The organism is Rhizobium sp. BK312 (assembly GCF_014193605.1).
Lineage (GTDB): Bacteria > Pseudomonadota > Alphaproteobacteria > Rhizobiales > Rhizobiaceae > Rhizobium.
Window position 1 is genome coordinate 444,376 of record NZ_JACHZP010000002.1, and the last position, 17,413, is coordinate 461,788.

Below are 17,413 nucleotides of genomic sequence, written 5' to 3' on the forward strand. Positions count from 1 at the left end.
CAACTCTGTGGCGTCCTGTTGGCCGAATGAGGGATACGCCATGCAAACGCACCTGATGAGATCGAGGAAGTTCGCGCCGCTGTTCTGGACGCAATTCCTGACTGCCTTCAACGATAACTTCTTAAAGCAGACTCTGGTTTTCGTTATTCTCGCGCAGATGGCGACGGAGGGCGCGGCGCTGGTCACACTTGCCGGCGGCATCTTCATCGTGCCGTTCCTGCTCCTGTCGGCGATTGCCGGTGAGCTTGCCGACAAATACGACAAGGCCAGAATGGCGGAGCTTTTGAAGCGCTGCGAACTCCTGGTGGCGGCGATCTCGGTCGTCGGCATCGCCTTCTCCTCGATCTGGATCCTGATGCTCGCCCTCTTCGGCTTCGGCGTCATTTCCTCGCTCTTCGGGCCGATCAAATACGGCATCCTGCCCGATCATCTGGCAAACCGGGATCTCCCCAAGGCCAATGCCTGGATCGAGGGCGGCACCTTCATCGCCATTCTCACCGGCACGATGGTCGCGGCCGTCGCCTTCCGCGAGGGCGAGAATGTCTGGATCTTCGGGCCGATGATGATGGGGCTTTCGATCCTCTGCTGGTTTGCCGCCCGCATGATTCCTGCGACCGGCTCCAAGGCACCCGATCTCGTCGTCGACACCAATGTCATGCGCTCCAGCTACAGGCTGGTCAACGAGCTTCGCACCGATGGCCGCATCTGGCGGGCGTCGCTGATGAACTGCTGGTTCTGGTTCGTGGGCGCCTTCATCATGTCGATGCTGCCGGTCATGGTCACGGACATTCTCGGCGGCTCGGAAATCGTGGTTCCAGCTTATCTTGCGATCTTCGCCATATCGGTTGCCATCGGCTCGGCCATTGCCGGATGGATGGCTGCCGGCCGCATCGTGCTTTTGCCGGCGCCCATCGGCATGCTGATCGTCGCTCTCTTCGGCCTCGATCTCGGCTGGAACCTCTGGGGTCTGCAATCAGCCAGCCATGCCGAAACCATTCTTGCCTTCTTTGCCGGACCGAAAACGATCCGTGTCGCCATCGATCTGGCCGGCATGGCGATCGGCGGTGCTTTCTTGGCCGTTCCGACCTTCTCGGCCATGCAGAGCTGGGCGAATGAGGATCGCCGCGCCCGCGTCATTGGCGCATCGAATGTGCTTTCCGCGCTCTTTATCGCTGTGGGCTTGGCGCTTGTCGCCGTGCTTCAAGCCGTGGGTCTGTCGATCCCGGTCATCATTCTCAGCATCTCAGTGCTCAATATCGCGATTGCCTGGTTGATGCTGAAAATGCTGCCGACCAACGCCTTCCGCGATCTAATCTCCATCATCTTCCGCGCCTTCATGCGGCTTGAAGTGGAAGGTCTGGAAAACATACGCAAGGCAGGCCCCGCGCCGATCATCGCGCTCAACCATGTGAGCCTGCTGGACGGCGCACTCGCGCTTGCCATCACCGAGGAAGAGCCTGTCTTCGCCATCGACTATGCCTTCGCGAGGAAATGGTGGATGCGGCCGCTTTTGAAGATGTGCAAGTTCCTGCCGCTCGACCCGACCAAGCCGATGGCAACGCGCTCGCTGATCAAGGTCATTCAGGACGGCAGCCCGGTCGGCATCTTCCCCGAGGGGCGCCTGACCGTCACCGGCACGCTGATGAAGGTCTATGACGGTGCTGCCATGGTCGCCGACAAGACCGGCACGATGATCGTTCCCGTCCGCATCGACGGACTGGAAAAGAGCTACGCCTCCTACCTGACGTCGAGCCACGTTCGCCGCCGTCTCTTCCCCAAGGTCAAGGTGACGATCCTCGAGCCGGTCAAGCTCGATGTTCCCGCCGAGCTCAAGGGCAGAAAGCGCCGTATCGCCGCCGGCGCTGCGCTCTACCAGATCATGTCGACGCTGATGTTCCGCACCGCCGACACCAACAATACAGTCCTCGGCCGCGTCATTGACAGCGCCCATGAATATGGCGGCAAGAAGCTCGCCGTCGAGGACCCGATCGCCGGCAAGCTCTCCTATGCCAAGCTCCTGACAGGTGCCGCGGTGCTGGGCGCGAAGTTCAAGAAGATGTTCCCGAACGAGAAGACGCTCGGCGTGATGCTGCCGAACGCCAACGGTACGGCTGCAACCGTGCTCGGTGTCATGTCGGCGGGCAAGGTTCCGGCCATGCTGAACTTCACGGCGGGTGCTGCGAATATCCTCTCCGCCTGCCGGGCGGCGGAGGTCAAGCATGTGCTCTGCTCGCGCGCTTTCATCACGCAGGCCAAACTCGGCCCGGTGGTCGAGGAGCTCGAAAAGCATGTGGCCTTCGTCTGGCTGGATGAACTGCGCACGCAGATCACCTTCTTCGACAAGATCGTCGGCCTCATGCGCAAGTATCGGCCGTTGGTGAGGCGCAATGCCGACGATCCGGCCGTCATCCTCTTCACCTCCGGTTCGGAAGGGGCGCCGAAGGGCGTGGTGCTGACGCACCGTAATGTCCTCTCGAATGCCGCCCAGGCCGCCTCGCGCATCGACTTCCACCCCGGCGACAAGGTGTTTAACGTCCTGCCGATGTTCCACTCCTTCGGCCTGACGGCAGGCACGATCCTACCGCTGGTCTCGGGCGTGCCGGTGTTTTTCTATCCCTCGCCACTGCACTATCGCATCGTGCCGGAGCTGATCTACGTCTCAAACGCCACCATCGTCTTCGGCACGGATACATTCCTGAACGGCTACGCCCGCACCGCTCATCCCTATGACCTGAGATCGATCCGCTACATCTTCTCGGGTGCCGAGCCGGTGAAGGCATCGACCCGCGAGGTCTATATGGAGAAATTCGGCCTGCGCATCCTGGAAGGCTATGGCGTCACCGAAGCCTCCCCGGTGATCTCGCTGAACACGCCGATGTACAACCGCACCGGAACGGTCGGCAAGATCATGCCGGGCATGGAATGGAAGCTCGAGCCGGTTCCCGGCATCGATGAGGGCGGCCGCCTTCTCATCCGTGGCGCCAACGTCATGGCCGGCTACCTGCGCGCCGGTAATCCCGGCGTTCTCGAACCGCTACCGGAGGGTTGGCACGATACCGGCGACATCGTCACCATCGACGAAGACGGTTTCATCAAGATCCGCGGCCGCGCCAAGCGCTTCGCCAAGATCGGCGGCGAGATGATCTCGCTTGCTGCTGTAGAAACACTTGCGGCACGGCTCTGGCCGAGTGCCCTCAGCGTTGTCTCGTCCGTACCCGATGCCAAGAAGGGCGAGCGCCTCGTGCTCCTGACCGATGCGCCGGGTGCGACTAGAAGCGATTTCCTGGCCTTCGCCAAATCGAAGGGCGCCACAGAAATGATGGTTCCCGCCGAAGTGACCGTCGGCAAGGTACCAGTCCTCGGTTCCGGCAAGGTCGATTTTGTCACCGCGCGTGCGATGGCTTTGGAAGCTCAAGCGCAGTCAGAGGCAGCGTAGGCTCACATCTCGAAATAGTGGAGCGGCCGATGGTTTCAGCCTTCGGCCGCCTGTTCGCTGTTGCCGCCAGTTTATGGCCGAGTGCGCCATCTCCGTTCAGGCGGCAACGGGAAGGATGATCTGAAACGTCGTCCCGTCCCCGCTGCTGTCAAGCAACTCGATAGTGCCTCCGTGGGAAGCGAGCATGGCTCTGACGATGCCGAGCCCCATGCCCGTGCCGCCATCGTCCCGGCGCGTCGAGAAGAAGGGTTCGAAAATGCGCTCCCGATTGCCATCGGCAATGCCGCGACCATTGTCGCGAATTTGGATCGATATCCCCCGCCCTTCGCCGCTTGCCTTGATTGCAAGGTCTGTCGCGCCGTTCTGAACGGCATTTTCCGCCAGATTGGCGAAAATAATGCCGGCTGCCTCGCTGGGCAAAGCCAGCGTCTCGTCGGCGCTGCCTTCATAGATGGTCGTCAATTGGCGAAATTGCATCTCCAACTGGGCAATGATATCGCGAAGGCTGCTGGAGCCCTGTTGGGATGGAAGCTCGGCCTTTGCCAGCTCCCGCAGTCGCGACAATAGCCGATCCAGCCGTTCGGTGTCGGCGATGATGTTTGTAAGGAAGCGGTTGCGTTGCTCCGGGCTCATCGGGTTTCTATCGTCATCGTCACGCAGCAGCTCTGCCGCTCCCCTGATCGAGGTGAGGGGCGATTTCAGCTCATGGGAAACATGGGTGGCGAAGGAGCGGACGTAATCGGAATGGTCGACCAACTTGCCGGCGAGATCGAGAAAGCTCTGCGAAAGCGTTGCGACCTCGCGCGTGCCGTAGATCTCGAGCGGCCGGATCGCGGAGCGTCCGCCGCGGGCGATCTCCTCGGTCCGGGCAATCAGGGCATTGATCGGCGTAGTCAGCGTGCGCGTCAGCACGTAGGCGACGATGAGGGTAAGGATCAGAACGGCGGCGAGGGTGGCGATCTCCGCCGGCGCCATTGCGCCGGAGGCGGCGCGCACGACGCGAAACCAGATGATCGTGAGCATCGGCAGCATCATCACGGTCAGAAGCACCGCGTAGACGATGAGGGCGAGCGGCGGCCGCCATTTCGACTTCACCCGCGGCGTACGCATCAAGCCTTTCCTTCTGTAGCCGATGTCAGTTTAAAGCCGACGCCGTGCACCGTGGCGATGATGCCCTTGCCGCCAACGGCCGAAAGCTTGGCACGGAGATTGCGGATATGGCTGTCTATAGTGCGGTCGGCGACCTGCATGTCAGCGCCATAGGCCGCTTCCATCAGTTGATCGCGGCTGAAGACGATCTCGGGGCGCGAGAGCAGCGTCTCGAGGATCGAGAATTCGAGCGCCGTCAAGGCGAGCGGCACATCGGCGAAACTGGCGGTGCGGCTACCGCGATTGAGCCGCAGAGATCCCGCGGATACGGAGCCATTGGCCGCATCCGGCTCCGAGCCATGGCCGCTTCGCTTCAAGATGGTGCGGACCCGGGCAACCAGCTCGCGCGGACTGAAGGGTTTGGTGACATAATCGTCGCCGCCGATCTCCAGACCCAGAATCCTGTCGATTTCTTCGTCGCGCGCCGACAGGAAGAGGATCGGAAGGTTCGATGCCTTGCGAATGCGGCGGCAGACTTCCAGCCCATCCATGTCGGGCATGCCAACATCGAGGACGATCAGATCGAGACCGCCTTTGTGAAAGGCCATCATGGCCTCTGTGCCGTTGCGCGCGGTCGTCGTCTTCATGCCGGCGCGGTCGAGCGCGAAGCAGATCACGTCGCGAATATTCGGTTCGTCGTCGGCGACGAGGATGCGCGGTGCCATGTAGTGCCTGTTCTGGTTATTCTGCTCTTTGTCTTCGTTTCGGCCTCATCTGACAAGGGTCGCATCATTTTTGAGGTAAGCACCGAGACGAGCATCGCGATAGGTCCAGCTTCGCCAAGCGTGCAAGCGTCTGACATACTGCCATAATAGTGCTTCGCGCACCTTGCGAGCATTCACGTCGGCAGGCAGCGATGCCAGATAGGTGTCGAGTGCCGGAATGGCGGCAGGGCCAAGCGTCGAGAGATAATCGAGATCGAGAACGACGCCTTCGCCCGATATCTCGCGGCTATGGGCAACGTTGAAGCGGGCGATGAAGGCGGGAATGTCGGCGAATGCGGCGGCATAGAGTATGAGAACCAGCATTGCGGAGCTTAAGGCGATCAGCCACTCGTTGGAGCGACGAAGCAGGATGCGCAGGAGGATGAGGAAGAGGCCGGCTGCGACCAAGCCCATCCAGATGCCGGCCGCAACGCGCAGCTCCGTCAGCGAATAGACTTCGACATAGAGATCGAGCCGCAGAATGGAGGAAAGGCAGAGCAGGATATTCTGCGCGATCCAGAGAAGTACCAGGCCGCGAAGCAGGGGACTTCTGTCGCCCGGTCCGCCACGCCGCATGGCGGCAAGCACGAAGATGGCAGCGAGGATTGCGGTGAGTATTAACGGATAGGCGCCGCGATGGGCGTATTCGGCATGACTCATGCCATCGGGCAGGCTGGCGCCGCCCCAGAGATAGGCGAGATCGAGTAGTGTCTGCACGGCAAACAGCGCGTTGAAGACCAGAAGCGAGCGCAGCAATGCGGCATGGCCGAACAGTCCATCTTCAATCCTGGTGGTGATCGCTGCGCCCCCTTCGCGATGGTGACGGCGGCGCTTCAGGCGTGGATGAAGCAACACCGATAAAAGGGCTGCAACGACGAGCCAGAAACCGATGCGCCACATGCTCAGAAGTTGCAGCAGGAAAGTGAGGTCGATGCTGCGCAGCGTCTTGTCGATCAGCGGATTGGCCATAGCGAAAAGAGCAAGAAAGCCGGCGGCAAACGCGAGCGGCATGATCCAGCCGCGCAGATGATGTCGAACACCGTCTGGCGCTGGCTTCTGCAGCCGCCGCAGCCAGCGATAGCTCGCCTGGCGGAAGGGCCGCACCGGCAGATCCAGCAGGAAACGGAGCAGCGCCGATGGTAAGCGCGTCGATTGCCGCGGGAGCAATCCGCCGACACCCAGCGATATCAAGCAAAGCCCAAGCAGGCTAGTGCTGATGCCCATCCAGGATGCGGTCTCGACAAGTGGCGCTGACGCAACGAGGCAAAGGATCACAAAGGCTGCAATCTTTGGAATCGATTGCCTTCTTCTGGAGGAAATCATCAGACCGGCGGCGACGGCATTGGCGAAGAGAAAGAGATTAACACCCGGCGCCTCGTCGAAGAGAAGAATGTCGGCCAGGGCGATAAGGGAAATGAATGTGAGGAGTTTGCGATAGGGACTGCTTGTGGCGTTTGCGGGAAGGGCAAGCGTATCGGATAGGCTCATCGGTATCGGCTCCGTGAGGGATGTTCGGCCAAGGCGAAGGGTATGATCCTGGCTTCCTGAACCGGCGGATCGGCTGGCGGCTGACGATCGTCCTCCAGCCACCAACCTTCCTTGAGAAGACTGCGTGGCAGGCGGGCGGGTGGAATTGCGATTGTCTCGGGCGTGTTGTTCATGGCGCGACGATGGCGTCCGCCTTTGCAGAATTTGTGCAGAAGCTAAGGAGCTCTTCAGGAAAATTGGGCAAGTCGGAACGTTCAGATCATCGCGCTTGTATGAGATCTGAAAAGAGTTGCCGCCGACGAGGCCATGCTGGGCGAGGCAAATTTAGCGTTGCGTGAAATATGTCTCAAAATGGGGCAGTCACTTGTGGAGTTTAATCTTGTGTTTCCCAGCTTCCAGTCCGCCTATGGATTGCCGGTGTGAAAATCGATTTCTTGACCCGGCTGTCGTACTCACCCCTGACGACAGCCGGGAATCTCGGAAGCGGCGTTCAGCCGCGACCGGGATTCTCGTCAGAAAAAGGAAGGCACCACATTTGCGATGAGACGCAAACAGACCTGAAGATGGGGCAGGGCTGATCGAAAGACCGGCCAATATGGATGCCAAATTGCTGCATCGTCGCCTTGCCGCATGCGCGCTTTGATTGTAGCTTTCCCTGACGGTCGTTGAGCGAAGGGTGGAGATTGCATGGTCATCACGCAGGGCAATTCATCCTCGTCACTTGATCGCGAAACCTTGCAGGCCATGGGTTTTGATCCCGAGCTCCGCCGCAAGTTTGAAGCCGGCATCGAATCCGGCTTGCTGCGCGATCTGCATGTCGTGCTTGCCGCTCGTTCCGGGCGTGTATGCCTGGAATATTACGCCATCGGCTCCGACGAAAATTGGGGAGATCCGCTCGGGGATGTCGCCTTCGACGCGGATACGCTGCACGATCTTCGTTCGGTCACCAAGAGCATTGCCGGCCTTCTTTATGGCATTGCACTCGATAGAGGATTGGTGCCGCCGCCGAATGCATCGCTTTATGAGCAGTTCCCGGAATACGGCGATCTCGCCCAAGATCCTGCGCGCGCCAAGATCGCCATTGCCCACGCGCTGACGATGACGCTGGGGATGGAGTGGGACGAAGATCGTCCCTATACCGATCCGCTGAACAGCGAAATTGCGATGGAGAATGCGCCGGACCGATATCGTTTCGTCCTGGAACGTCCGGTGATCGCAGAGCCGGGAACACGCTGGATTTATTCCGGCGGCAGCGTCGCGCTTGTGGGTGCTATCATCGAGCGCGGCACGGGCAAGCGCTTGCCCGATTTCGCGCGAGAGGTTCTTTTTGAGCCGCTGGGGATTGCCAAATTCCATTGGAACGCCGGGCGTGACGGTGTGGCGTCGCCGGCATCCGGGTTGCGCCTGACTGCCCCCGATTTGCTGAAGATCGGCACGCTTTTCCTCCAGAAGGGCGTGTGGAATGGCCAAAGGATCGTCTCGGAAGAGTGGATCGTGCAATCCCTCGCGCCGGCAATTTCGACGGGAGACGGTTTGAGCTATGGCAGATTGTGGTTCTCAGGCCATGCGCCGGTGCCGGCGTTTGACAATCCGCGGCCATGGTATGCCGGCTTCGGCAATGGCGGGCAAAGGCTCTGGCTGATGCCCGATGCGGGTATCGCCGCTGTCATCTATTCCGGCAAGTATAATTCCTGGGATGCCTGGATTACGCCCACCCGCGTCTGGCGCGAGATCATCCTTGCCAATCTGCTGAAAGCATGAAGATGGCGCCTTCAAAAGCCGAGTTTCCCACACTTGTCACCGAGCGACTGCGGCTGCGCGAAGCGAGCATGGGTGATCGCGACGATTTCCATGCGCTGATTTCAATTCCGGAGGTCACACGGTTCTCGAATTGGGTTGATGCGCCGAAAATGGCGCAGATCGAGCGCTCTTTGCGATGGATGATCAAAATCTTTCCCAAGGGAACGGGTTGCTCATGGATCATCGAGGATCGGGTTTCCGGCAAATTGCTCGGAGCCATTCGCTTCAACAGCTTCGATAAACATGCCAGATGCGCAGAACTGGGCTATGAACTGCATCCCTCCGCCTGGGGCAAGGGGCTGATGAGCGAAGCCGCGCGTGCCATCGTCCGATGCGGCTTCGACGATTTTTCGCTCAATCGCATCGAAGCCTGGACGCTGCCGGGAAACGCCGCATCCGACCGGGTTCTGGAAAAAGCGGGCTTTCAATATGAGGGCACGCTGCGCCAGAAGGCGCGGTTCAAAGAAGCCTTCCACGATTTCCGCATGTTCGGCTGCTTGGCTGGCGACCGGCAGAGCTAGCCTTAGTCGGTCTCCTGGCCGGTTCGTCAGTCGGTCTTGCATTATCAATCAATCCGCCTCAGCCAGCCTCGATAATGAACGACGGGGCCGATGAACGATAGGGTAATCGGTACATCGAAGTGGAAGCGGCCGTCCTCCGGCCATTCATGAGCGACGCTTTGGGGCGCAAGAAAGAGCGGTAGCGGAATGCGCAAGAACGACCAGTGTCGCATCTCCATGCTGAGTCCGTTGCCACGGATGGGAAGATCGAATGCAAAGCGGAAGGGGCCGAAGCGTTCGACGAGGTGGCCATTCTCTTCGCTCAAATGGCTGCGGAAGCGCCGGCCGGAAAAATCCCGCGTCCATTCTTCGATGCCGTTGTTTTCCTCGAAGGAGACATGCAGCGCGTGCTTTCCGGCTGTGGGAAAGCCGAATATTTTCGCGACCAGCCGGGCAAGAGGAGAACGCCCGCGGGTGACGACTGCCTCTCCTTTGGCGCCGCCATCGCCGAAGACATGGTGCATCGCACGTACCGGCTCGGAAAGATGCGCGAAAGCAGGACCCATGACACGCTGATAGAGCGGCGTATAGGGTGCTTCCGTCATTTCCTCGGTGATTGCCAGATCGCGAAACAAGGTCCGAAAATCCTCAAGCGACAGAAGCCCGCCGGCGTGACGGGCGCCGGGTGGAAGACGGCCGTCGCGCAAGGCCCGCGCCAGCAACTGCGCCGGAAGCGTGGGAATTTCCACGCCGTCGCCATTTTCGGCAATCAGGGTCCAGCGGCGAGCCTTCATGGCGCCTTGCTCAATGCCCTTGATCTCGATCGTCATAGCCGAGCGCGCCGTGCCAAGTCTTGCTGTCAGGCGTTGCAGCGGCAGCAGAAAGCGACTGATCTTCTTGAGCGATGTCAACCAGCCCCAGGCAACCGGCCAGGACAGCAGCCAGAGTGCCAAAGTCTGAAAGGCGAATTCCGGCCCCGCCCGGAAGATGACACTGGGCCGCTCGGCAAAGCTTTCGACCAGCAGATCGTGATCCGGCACGTCGGCCAGCGCCACCAACCGATGCAGGGGGCGGCGGCTGGCAATGGCATAGGTTTCGCGCTTCAGCATGTGCCAGCCCATCGCATCTTGCCAGCGCCGGCCGCGCCAGAGCCGCACCGGCCTGCCGACATAACTCAGGATTGCCGATGCGACCGAGGCGCCGGCGGTCGCCCGATTGGAGGCACTGATCGACATTTCTATCGAACGAACTTCCTCCATGTCCTTGGCAAGGTCCGCGACCACGGCACCGGAGAGCGCCGGCACGCTCGACGCGCCCGAGATGACGGTTACGCCGGCAGCCTTTGCCCGTTCATCGAGGCATCTGATCGCGCCGACGAAATCGCGCGCGTCGGCAAGATCGATGTAGTGGATACCGGCCTCCACGCAGGCTCGCGGAACTCTGTCATCACTTTGCTGGAAGGGACCTGCCGCATCGATTAACAGAAAGGGCCTGTGCTCGCCGAGTATCGCAGAGATATCGCCATTTCGATCGGCTTGCAGACCAATCGCATGGGGCAATCGAGCGGCGAGCGCTTTCGCGGCTTCGAGATTGCGTCCGGCGACCAGAACCTCGAAGCCGTCGCTGGCAAGGCGCCTCGACAGCCGCGCGCCGAATCCGCCATAGCCGCCGAGAACGAGGATTCTTTTCAAAGGATGCGGCTCGCCTGCTCGGGTGTCGGAAGCCAGCATGTCTCCCGTTTGCCGAAGATGCGGTAGCGATTGCGCGCAAGCCAGAGGTAGATCGGATCGCGCAGCATGCGGGGTATGATGCGCAGCACGGAAATCGCCTTCCAGGGCCAGCCGAGGCCGGCATAAATGGCCAGCACCGCGTCGCTGTCGCGCAATACCTTTGCGCCGTCGACGATGATGAGGCTGTCGGGATCGGCGGGATCCATGCCGCAGCGGCGATAGAGCGCGATGCCGGTTTCATTCTGCATGGAGGCAAGACGGAAACGACCAAGATGGTCATGACGAAGCACGAACTGGGCGTTGGCGGTACACAGGACGCACATGGCGTCGAAGACGATGATCGGCCCGTGATAGTCGCTGATGGTGCTTTTGTTCATGCTGGCGGCGTCTTTTTCCGTAAACCGGTCTCGCCACAGCTTTGACCAGTTGCATCGCCGCCGTCAATTGCACGTTTCTGTGGGCTGCCATGTCAAACCGGCACGACCGTGAGGTTTATATCACAGGGCTAGGCTGCGGAAGGATCGAAAAAAGCAGGCCGATCGATCTGTCGGTTGGCATGCGGCCCGATCTGCTAGACCGGGCCGCGCGCATCACGGAAGAGTAGCTTAGCGATAACGCCAGCCACCATGCCACCACTCGCGATGCACCCAATAGCGGTGCCCATCCCAATAGCCACGGCCAGGATAGAAGATGCCATAGGCCGGAACCGCCGGCACGACGACCACAGGCCGTCCATTCGGGCGGCAATAACCGTACGGCCCGCGATGCCAGCCGATACCGCACCCGTCACGAGCCTCAGCCGGTGAAATGGCGGCAAGGCAGGCGATTGCGGCGAAAGTCAGCAAAATGATCTTTTTCATGATGTCCTCATTCGTCCTTGAAGAGCTTCAAGCTGTTATCCCTTCAGCGCTTAAACGGCGGCGAGCGGCAAATCCGTCGCTACATAGCGATGATTTTGCATTCGGATGCGAAAGGCTGGTGGCTTCGGCGGCGCCGAAGTGGACAGGCGATGCAGGAGAGCTGCACCCGCTGCGGGATCAGGATCGAATTTCAAAGGCTCGGGATGCAAGGCGAGCCTGAGCCGGGCACGATTTTGCCGCAGGCAGGGTTTTCTTGCCGATGAAGGGCATGCGCCGGATCAAAGCGCGCAGAACGGCGAGAATTGCCTTGTATTGTTCCCCAGGACACAAGCGGCCATTCGCATCATAGGCGAAGAGGAGGCGCCGTCGCGCGAATGCGTGCGCCAGCCCCAAGGCAAAAGCCACGCCGACACCCCATCCCATCAGCGTGTCGCTTGCCCAATGCGCGCCGACCCATTGGCGCGACAGGCAGATCAGGACGCCGACTGGTATGAAGAGGGGGCGAAGGCGGGGGAAGACCAGCGCCAGCGACATCGCCATGGCGCCGGCCGTTGCCGAGTGTCCGGAAGGAAAGGAGGCGAAGTCGGCCTGAAAGGCAAAGGGTCGGAAAGAGAAGGCGCCGTTCGTATCCAGGAGTTCCGGCCTGGCGCGACCGATGATGTTCTTGGCGAGCGAATCGACAAGGCCGCCGCCGGCGACCGCAAGGAAGACGAAGGCAGCCGCAGTCGCGATGAGATCAGCCCCCGTTCGCATGGATTTCCGCAGTTTGTGCGCAGGCGCGAGGATCGCAAAAATCAGCAGCGCTCCGCTGAATGAGAGCACCAGAAGCCCGGTGCCGAGGCTGCTGATCCACCTCGCCGTCCCTCGCAACTGCGCGGGAAAAGACTTCATCCAGATGCCCAAGGGATAATCGGCCGTCCACATGACGAGCAATGACAGCGCGAGGAAAATGGCGATGATGACGATCGGGCGCTCGAGAAAAGCACGATTTGCAGGGGGCTTGATGGTCGGTGTGTTGAAGAAGCAGCGAAGGCCGCCGGCCATTCGTCTGCGACCGGTGTCGGCGGAACGCCCCAGCATTTCTTTTATGGCCTCTCGGCCTCGCTGCCATGCCTGCATAAAGCCGACTTTCCATTACTGTCGAGACAGCCGCTCGTGGAGCTGGGCTCACCAATCGCCTTCCGCTCCGTTTCCCTTGGAAAAAGCTGCTACAACAACACGCTGACAGCCGCCTGAAAGGTTGCGCTTGGCGGGTCAGATCTCGATTGTGTGGGCAGCAAACCAAAATCACGGCGTCGACCAGGCGGCTTCGATTGTTGGATTGTGCAGTCATGAGCTGAAGGGACGGCGGTGCCGAAAAAGACTGTGCCGTCGACAAGGTAGCCGCTGATTCCGCTATCCGGGACGAAAGTCGCCGGGAGGATTGCTTCAATGGCCATTTTTAGCGACAATTGGGTTAGCGTTCGGTGGGAGGAGCCAAATGCACGACTATTCCGCACATGCGGATCAGGTTTACGCGTCGGCGCAATCGGCGGCGGCGAGTTCTTCGGTTGTTGCATCCTGGCGACGGTGCATGGTCATGCACCGCCTCGCGCCGGAGGAGAAGCGTCTGCCGATGCGCTTGACCAGTCAGGAATTTCAAACGGCACTGGAGCGATCGGAACGGTTGGTTGCCGAAGCTGCCAATGAGTTGGATCGCCTGTTTCTCGCGGTGGGCAAGGCCGGCTGTTGCCTGCTTCTGACCGACCGCAACGGTATCGCGCTGGAACGCCGCGGCGCCGTCGGTGACGATAAGGAGTTCCACGATCTCGGCCTGTGGCCTGGTTCCGTCTGGACAGAAGCGAGTATCGGCACCAATGGCATCGGAACCGCGCTTGCCGACGAGCGGGCCGTCGCGATCTTTCGCGATCAGCACTTCTTTAGCTCCAATATCAATCTCAGCTGCACCACGGCGCCGATCCGCGATCATCGCGGCCAGCTTGCCGGGGCGCTCGACATTTCCAGCTGCCGCGACGATGTGAGCGACGGGACACTGGCGATCCTGTCGCAGACCGTGCGCGACGCGGCAGTGCGCATCGAGCTCAATCTTTTCCGCAGCGCCTTTGCCGGTGCCCGCTTCGTCATGGTGCCGACGGATATCGCATCCACTTCGGCACTGCTGGCGGTCGACCGCAACGACCTTGTGCTCGGTGCGACCCGCGCGGCCCGCCTTGCATTGAAGCTCGACGATCATCGCATTGCCGTGGGCATTCCGGCCTCCGATGTTCTTCGCGAGCAGCAAGGGGCCGCGGGCGAGGATCTGATTGAGGCAGAGCGCGCGGCGCTGCTCAGGGCTCTTTCGCGTGCCAATGGCAATGTCTCTCAGGCGGCCGCGGCACTCGGCATGAGCCGTTCGACGCTGCATCGGAAGATGAACCGGCTCAATCTGCACTGAAGTGCCGTCAACGCGCATTCGATCCGGCGGATGTCGCAGAGTTGCGACACTGTGCGCTGCAGCACGGCAAGCCACCTCTATCGCCGGCCGCGATGTGCCCGCAGACTTCTCCCATCGGTTCGCTCATCGAACCTGCCGACCAAGGGAGGATGGCATGCTGCATCAAAAGATCGTGGAATCTCCGTTCAAGCTGAAATATGGCAACTATATTGGCGGCGAGTGGCGCGAGCCGATTGCCGGAAGGTACTTCGACAACTTGACGCCGATCACCGGCGGCAAGATCTGCGAGATACCGCGCTCCGACGAAAAGGACATCAACGCGGCCCTCGACGCCGCTCATGCGGCGAAAGACAAATGGGGCCGGACCTCCACGACCGAGCGCTCCAATATCCTGATGAAGATCGCCCAGCGCATGGAAGACAAGCTGGAAGTGCTGGCGCAGGCGGAAAGCTGGGACAATGGCAAGCCGATCCGCGAGACTATGGCGGCCGACATTCCGCTCGCGATCGATCACTTTCGCTACTTCGCCTCCTGCATCCGCGCCCAGGAAGGCTCGATCGGCGAGATCGACCACGATACCGTCGCCTATCATTTCCATGAGCCGCTCGGCGTCGTCGGCCAGATCATTCCCTGGAACTTCCCGATCCTGATGGCCGCCTGGAAGCTTGCGCCGGCGCTTGCCGCCGGCAATTGCGTCGTCATCAAGCCGGCAGAACAGACGCCGGCTTCGCTTCTGGTCTGGGCCGAACTCGTCGGCGATCTTCTGCCGCCCGGCGTGCTCAACATCGTCAACGGTTTCGGCCTCGAAGCCGGCAAGCCGCTGGCGACCAGCCCGCGCATCGCCAAGATCGCCTTTACCGGCGAGACAACGACGGGCCGGCTGATCATGCAATATGCGAGCCAGAACCTGATCCCCGTCACGCTCGAACTCGGCGGCAAGTCGCCGAACATCTTCTTTGCCGATGTCGCGGCCGAAGACGACGATTTCTTCGACAAGGCGCTCGAAGGCTTTGCAATGTTCGCGCTTAACCAAGGCGAGGTCTGCACATGCCCGAGCCGAGCGCTGATCCAGGAATCGGTCTACGACCGCTTCATGGAGCGTGCCGTCAAGCGCGTGGAGGCCATCAAGCAGGGCAATCCGCTTGATGCCGCAACCATGATCGGCGCCCAAGCATCGAGCGAGCAGATGGAGAAGATCCTCTCCTATCTCGATATCGGCAAACAGGAAGGCGCCGAAGTGCTGACGGGCGGCGCGCGCGCCGATCTCGGCGGCGAGCTGTCGAGTGGCTATTACATCAAGCCGACCATCTTCAAGGGGCATAACAAGATGCGGGTCTTCCAGGAGGAGATCTTCGGCCCGGTCGTATCGGTCACGACCTTCAAGGATGAGAAGGAAGCGCTCGAAATCGCCAACGATACGCTCTATGGCCTCGGCGCCGGCGTATGGACCCGTGACGGCAATCGCGCCTATCGCTTCGGCCGCGAGATCCAGGCTGGCCGCGTCTGGACGAATTGCTATCACGCCTATCCGGCCCATGCCGCTTTCGGTGGCTACAAGCAATCGGGCATCGGACGCGAGACGCACAAGATGATGCTCGATCACTACCAGCAGACCAAGAACATGCTGGTCAGCTACAGCCCGAAGGCGCTTGGCTTCTTCTGAGTTCTCCCAACCAAGCGAGCAAGGCTCCCGGCTGCGGCCGGGAGCCTTCCAGCATTTTCAGGGGGTGATGGAGGATCATCATGGACGACAGTGGATCGGAGCCGCGGGTGCTGGCGACCGATAAGGCGCTCGAGCTTATCCGCGAGATACAGCAGGACCACCCCGATATCCTGTTTCATCAGTCGGGTGGCTGCTGCGACGGCTCTTCGCCGATGTGCTATCCGGCAGGCGAATTCATGATCGGCGACAACGATGTCAAACTCGGCGAGATCGGCGGCGTGCCGGTCTACATCAGCGGCAACCAGTTCGAGGCGTGGAAGCATACGCAGCTCATCATCGACGTCGTGCCGGGGCGCGGCGGCATGTTCTCGCTCGACAATGGGCGGGAGAAGCGATTTCTAACCCGCTCGCGCCTGTTCGGCGGTAGCGAAGCCTGCTCAGTCCCGGACATCAGCCGTGCGCCGGCGCAATAGGCAGGGTCATAAACGGCGTGTAGTATTGGCCTAATACCCGCAACCGCAGGCGCTTTGCTAGACTGCCGTCCGTTGGTTTTTGAGGGAGGACGACGATGCCAGCAGCAAAGATTTTGATGATCACCGGTGATTTCACCGAGGACTACGAGACCATGGTGCCGTTCCAGACGCTGCTTGCCTGCGGCTATACGGTTCATGCCGTCTGCCCTGGCAAGAATGCCGGCGAGACCGTGGCAACGGCCATTCATGATTTCGAGGGCGATCAGACCTATTCCGAGAAGCGCGGCCACAATTTCGCATTGAACGCGACCTTCGCCAGTATCCGGGCTGAGGATTACGACGCACTTGTCATTCCGGGCGGTCGCGCGCCGGAATATCTGCGCCTGAACCCAGAGGTCATTAAGGCCGTTCAGCATTTCTTCGGGGCAGACAAGCCCGTCGCCGCAATTTGCCATGGCGCGCAATTGCTGGCGGCTGCGGGTGTGCTCAAGGGACGAACCTGCTCGGCCTATCCCGCCTGCCGTCCCGAGGTGGAGCTTGCCGGCGGCACCTATGCCGATATTGCCATCAATGACGCGGTTGCCGACGGTAATCTCGTCACCGCACCGGCCTGGCCGGCGCATCCGGCATGGTTGCGGCAATTCATGGCTGTGCTCGATGCGAGCGCATTGTCGGAAGCCAACGCTGCTTGAAGCTGAAAGGGGAGGCGTGCATGTGCGAATTGTTCATCAAGGCCGATGCCAGGCTCTGGGAAAGCACCACGCGCTCCCTCCGCATCGACGGTATGGTGACCAGCGTCAGACTGGAAAACTTCTTCTGGTCGAAGCTGGAGGAAATCGCCCGGCGCGACGGCATGAACGTGGTGCAGCTGATTACCAAGCTGCACCATGAATCGATCGATGCCGGCTATGATCTCGGCAATTTCACCTCGTTCCTGCGGGTCTGCTGCGCACGCTATCTCGACCTGCAATTGGCCGGCGACATTTCGAGCGATCTCTCCCAGCCGATCGCTGGCGTCGACGCGCCCGCCATTCTTGGCCGCGAGCGTCTGAAGTATCATTGATCCTATCGATGCGGCAGCGCGGCATCCGGAAATCGTCGCACGGCCGGTTTCGTGGTGGCCGTCGCGTCGACAATAACTCTTATGGCGGCATACAACTTATAGGGAGTGTTTCG

Annotated in this window: 15 protein-coding genes; 8 read left to right on the plus strand and 7 right to left on the minus strand. The window is 60.7% G+C overall.

The features are described 5' to 3' along the window. Nucleotides 1–40 precede the first annotated feature (40 nt). A complete protein-coding gene (locus FHT85_RS06745) occupies nucleotides 41–3,436 on the plus strand; it encodes an acyl-[ACP]--phospholipid O-acyltransferase (protein ID WP_112410395.1) in 3,396 nt (1,131 codons plus the stop codon). Nucleotides 3,437–3,532: 96 nt separating this feature from the next. Here FHT85_RS06745 and FHT85_RS06750 read toward each other — a convergent pair whose 3' ends face one another. Genes FHT85_RS06750 through FHT85_RS06760 form a run of 3 tightly spaced genes read right to left on the minus strand, consistent with a single transcriptional unit; the run spans nucleotide 3,533 to nucleotide 6,777 of the window. Continuing rightward, the gene (locus FHT85_RS06750; RefSeq protein WP_112410396.1) at nucleotides 3,533–4,546 is read right to left on the minus strand and encodes a sensor histidine kinase; all 1,014 of its coding nucleotides are present in this window, start codon (nucleotides 4,544–4,546) and stop codon (nucleotides 3,533–3,535) included. After that, on the minus strand, nucleotides 4,546–5,250 hold the full coding sequence (locus tag FHT85_RS06755; RefSeq protein ID WP_112410397.1) for a response regulator: 705 nt from the start codon (nucleotides 5,248–5,250) through the stop codon (nucleotides 4,546–4,548). The genes FHT85_RS06750 and FHT85_RS06755 overlap by 1 nt, the downstream gene beginning before the upstream one ends. A gap of 45 nt (nucleotides 5,251–5,295) precedes the next feature. Beyond that, complete coding sequence (locus tag FHT85_RS06760) at nucleotides 5,296–6,777, minus strand: DUF4173 domain-containing protein (RefSeq protein WP_112410398.1); 1,482 nt, start codon at nucleotides 6,775–6,777, stop codon at nucleotides 5,296–5,298. 687 nt (nucleotides 6,778–7,464) lie between these two features. Between FHT85_RS06760 and FHT85_RS06765 the strand changes: the two genes are divergently transcribed. Together FHT85_RS06765 and FHT85_RS06770 are read left to right on the plus strand one after the other, a co-directional pair. Beyond that, the gene (locus FHT85_RS06765) at nucleotides 7,465–8,538 is read left to right on the plus strand and encodes a serine hydrolase domain-containing protein (RefSeq protein WP_112410399.1); all 1,074 of its coding nucleotides are present in this window, start codon (nucleotides 7,465–7,467) and stop codon (nucleotides 8,536–8,538) included. Nucleotides 8,539–8,540: 2 nt separating this feature from the next. Next, a complete protein-coding gene (locus FHT85_RS06770) occupies nucleotides 8,541–9,098 on the plus strand; it encodes a GNAT family N-acetyltransferase (protein WP_112410400.1) in 558 nt (185 codons plus the stop codon). A gap of 44 nt (nucleotides 9,099–9,142) precedes the next feature. On the opposite strand, the gene FHT85_RS06775 is transcribed toward FHT85_RS06770, so the two are convergent. The 4 genes from FHT85_RS06775 to FHT85_RS06790 form a co-directional block, all read right to left on the minus strand. Next, entirely contained in the window at nucleotides 9,143–10,768 is a 1,626-nt protein-coding gene (locus tag FHT85_RS06775) for an SDR family oxidoreductase (RefSeq protein WP_246779896.1), read from the minus strand. Beyond that, entirely contained in the window at nucleotides 10,765–11,184 is a 420-nt protein-coding gene (locus FHT85_RS06780; protein WP_112410402.1) for a thiol-disulfide oxidoreductase DCC family protein, read from the minus strand. The genes FHT85_RS06775 and FHT85_RS06780 overlap by 4 nt, the downstream gene beginning before the upstream one ends. A 228-nt stretch (nucleotides 11,185–11,412) precedes the next feature. Continuing rightward, complete coding sequence (locus tag FHT85_RS06785) at nucleotides 11,413–11,667, minus strand: GCG_CRPN prefix-to-repeats domain-containing protein (RefSeq protein WP_112335769.1); 255 nt, start codon at nucleotides 11,665–11,667, stop codon at nucleotides 11,413–11,415. A gap of 177 nt (nucleotides 11,668–11,844) precedes the next feature. Beyond that, nucleotides 11,845–12,747, minus strand: a complete 903-nt coding sequence (locus tag FHT85_RS06790; RefSeq protein ID WP_246779897.1) for a phosphatase PAP2 family protein — start codon at nucleotides 12,745–12,747, stop codon at nucleotides 11,845–11,847. 400 nt (nucleotides 12,748–13,147) lie between these two features. Here FHT85_RS06790 and FHT85_RS06795 point away from each other — a divergent pair, with 400 nt between their 5' ends. From FHT85_RS06795 to FHT85_RS06815, 5 genes are all read left to right on the plus strand, one after another. Then, entirely contained in the window at nucleotides 13,148–14,101 is a 954-nt protein-coding gene (locus FHT85_RS06795) for a GAF domain-containing protein (RefSeq protein WP_112410403.1), read from the plus strand. A 154-nt stretch (nucleotides 14,102–14,255) separates the two neighbouring features. Further along, a complete protein-coding gene (adh, locus tag FHT85_RS06800) occupies nucleotides 14,256–15,764 on the plus strand; it encodes an aldehyde dehydrogenase (protein ID WP_112335766.1) in 1,509 nt (502 codons plus the stop codon). Nucleotides 15,765–15,844: 80 nt separating this feature from the next. Next, complete coding sequence (locus FHT85_RS06805) at nucleotides 15,845–16,237, plus strand: DUF779 domain-containing protein (protein WP_112410404.1); 393 nt, start codon at nucleotides 15,845–15,847, stop codon at nucleotides 16,235–16,237. A gap of 95 nt (nucleotides 16,238–16,332) precedes the next feature. Next, complete coding sequence (locus FHT85_RS06810) at nucleotides 16,333–16,929, plus strand: DJ-1/PfpI family protein (RefSeq protein WP_112410405.1); 597 nt, start codon at nucleotides 16,333–16,335, stop codon at nucleotides 16,927–16,929. A 20-nt stretch (nucleotides 16,930–16,949) separates the two neighbouring features. Next, a complete protein-coding gene (locus FHT85_RS06815) occupies nucleotides 16,950–17,300 on the plus strand; it encodes a ribbon-helix-helix domain-containing protein (protein WP_112335763.1) in 351 nt (116 codons plus the stop codon). Nucleotides 17,301–17,413: the final 113 nt, after the last annotated feature.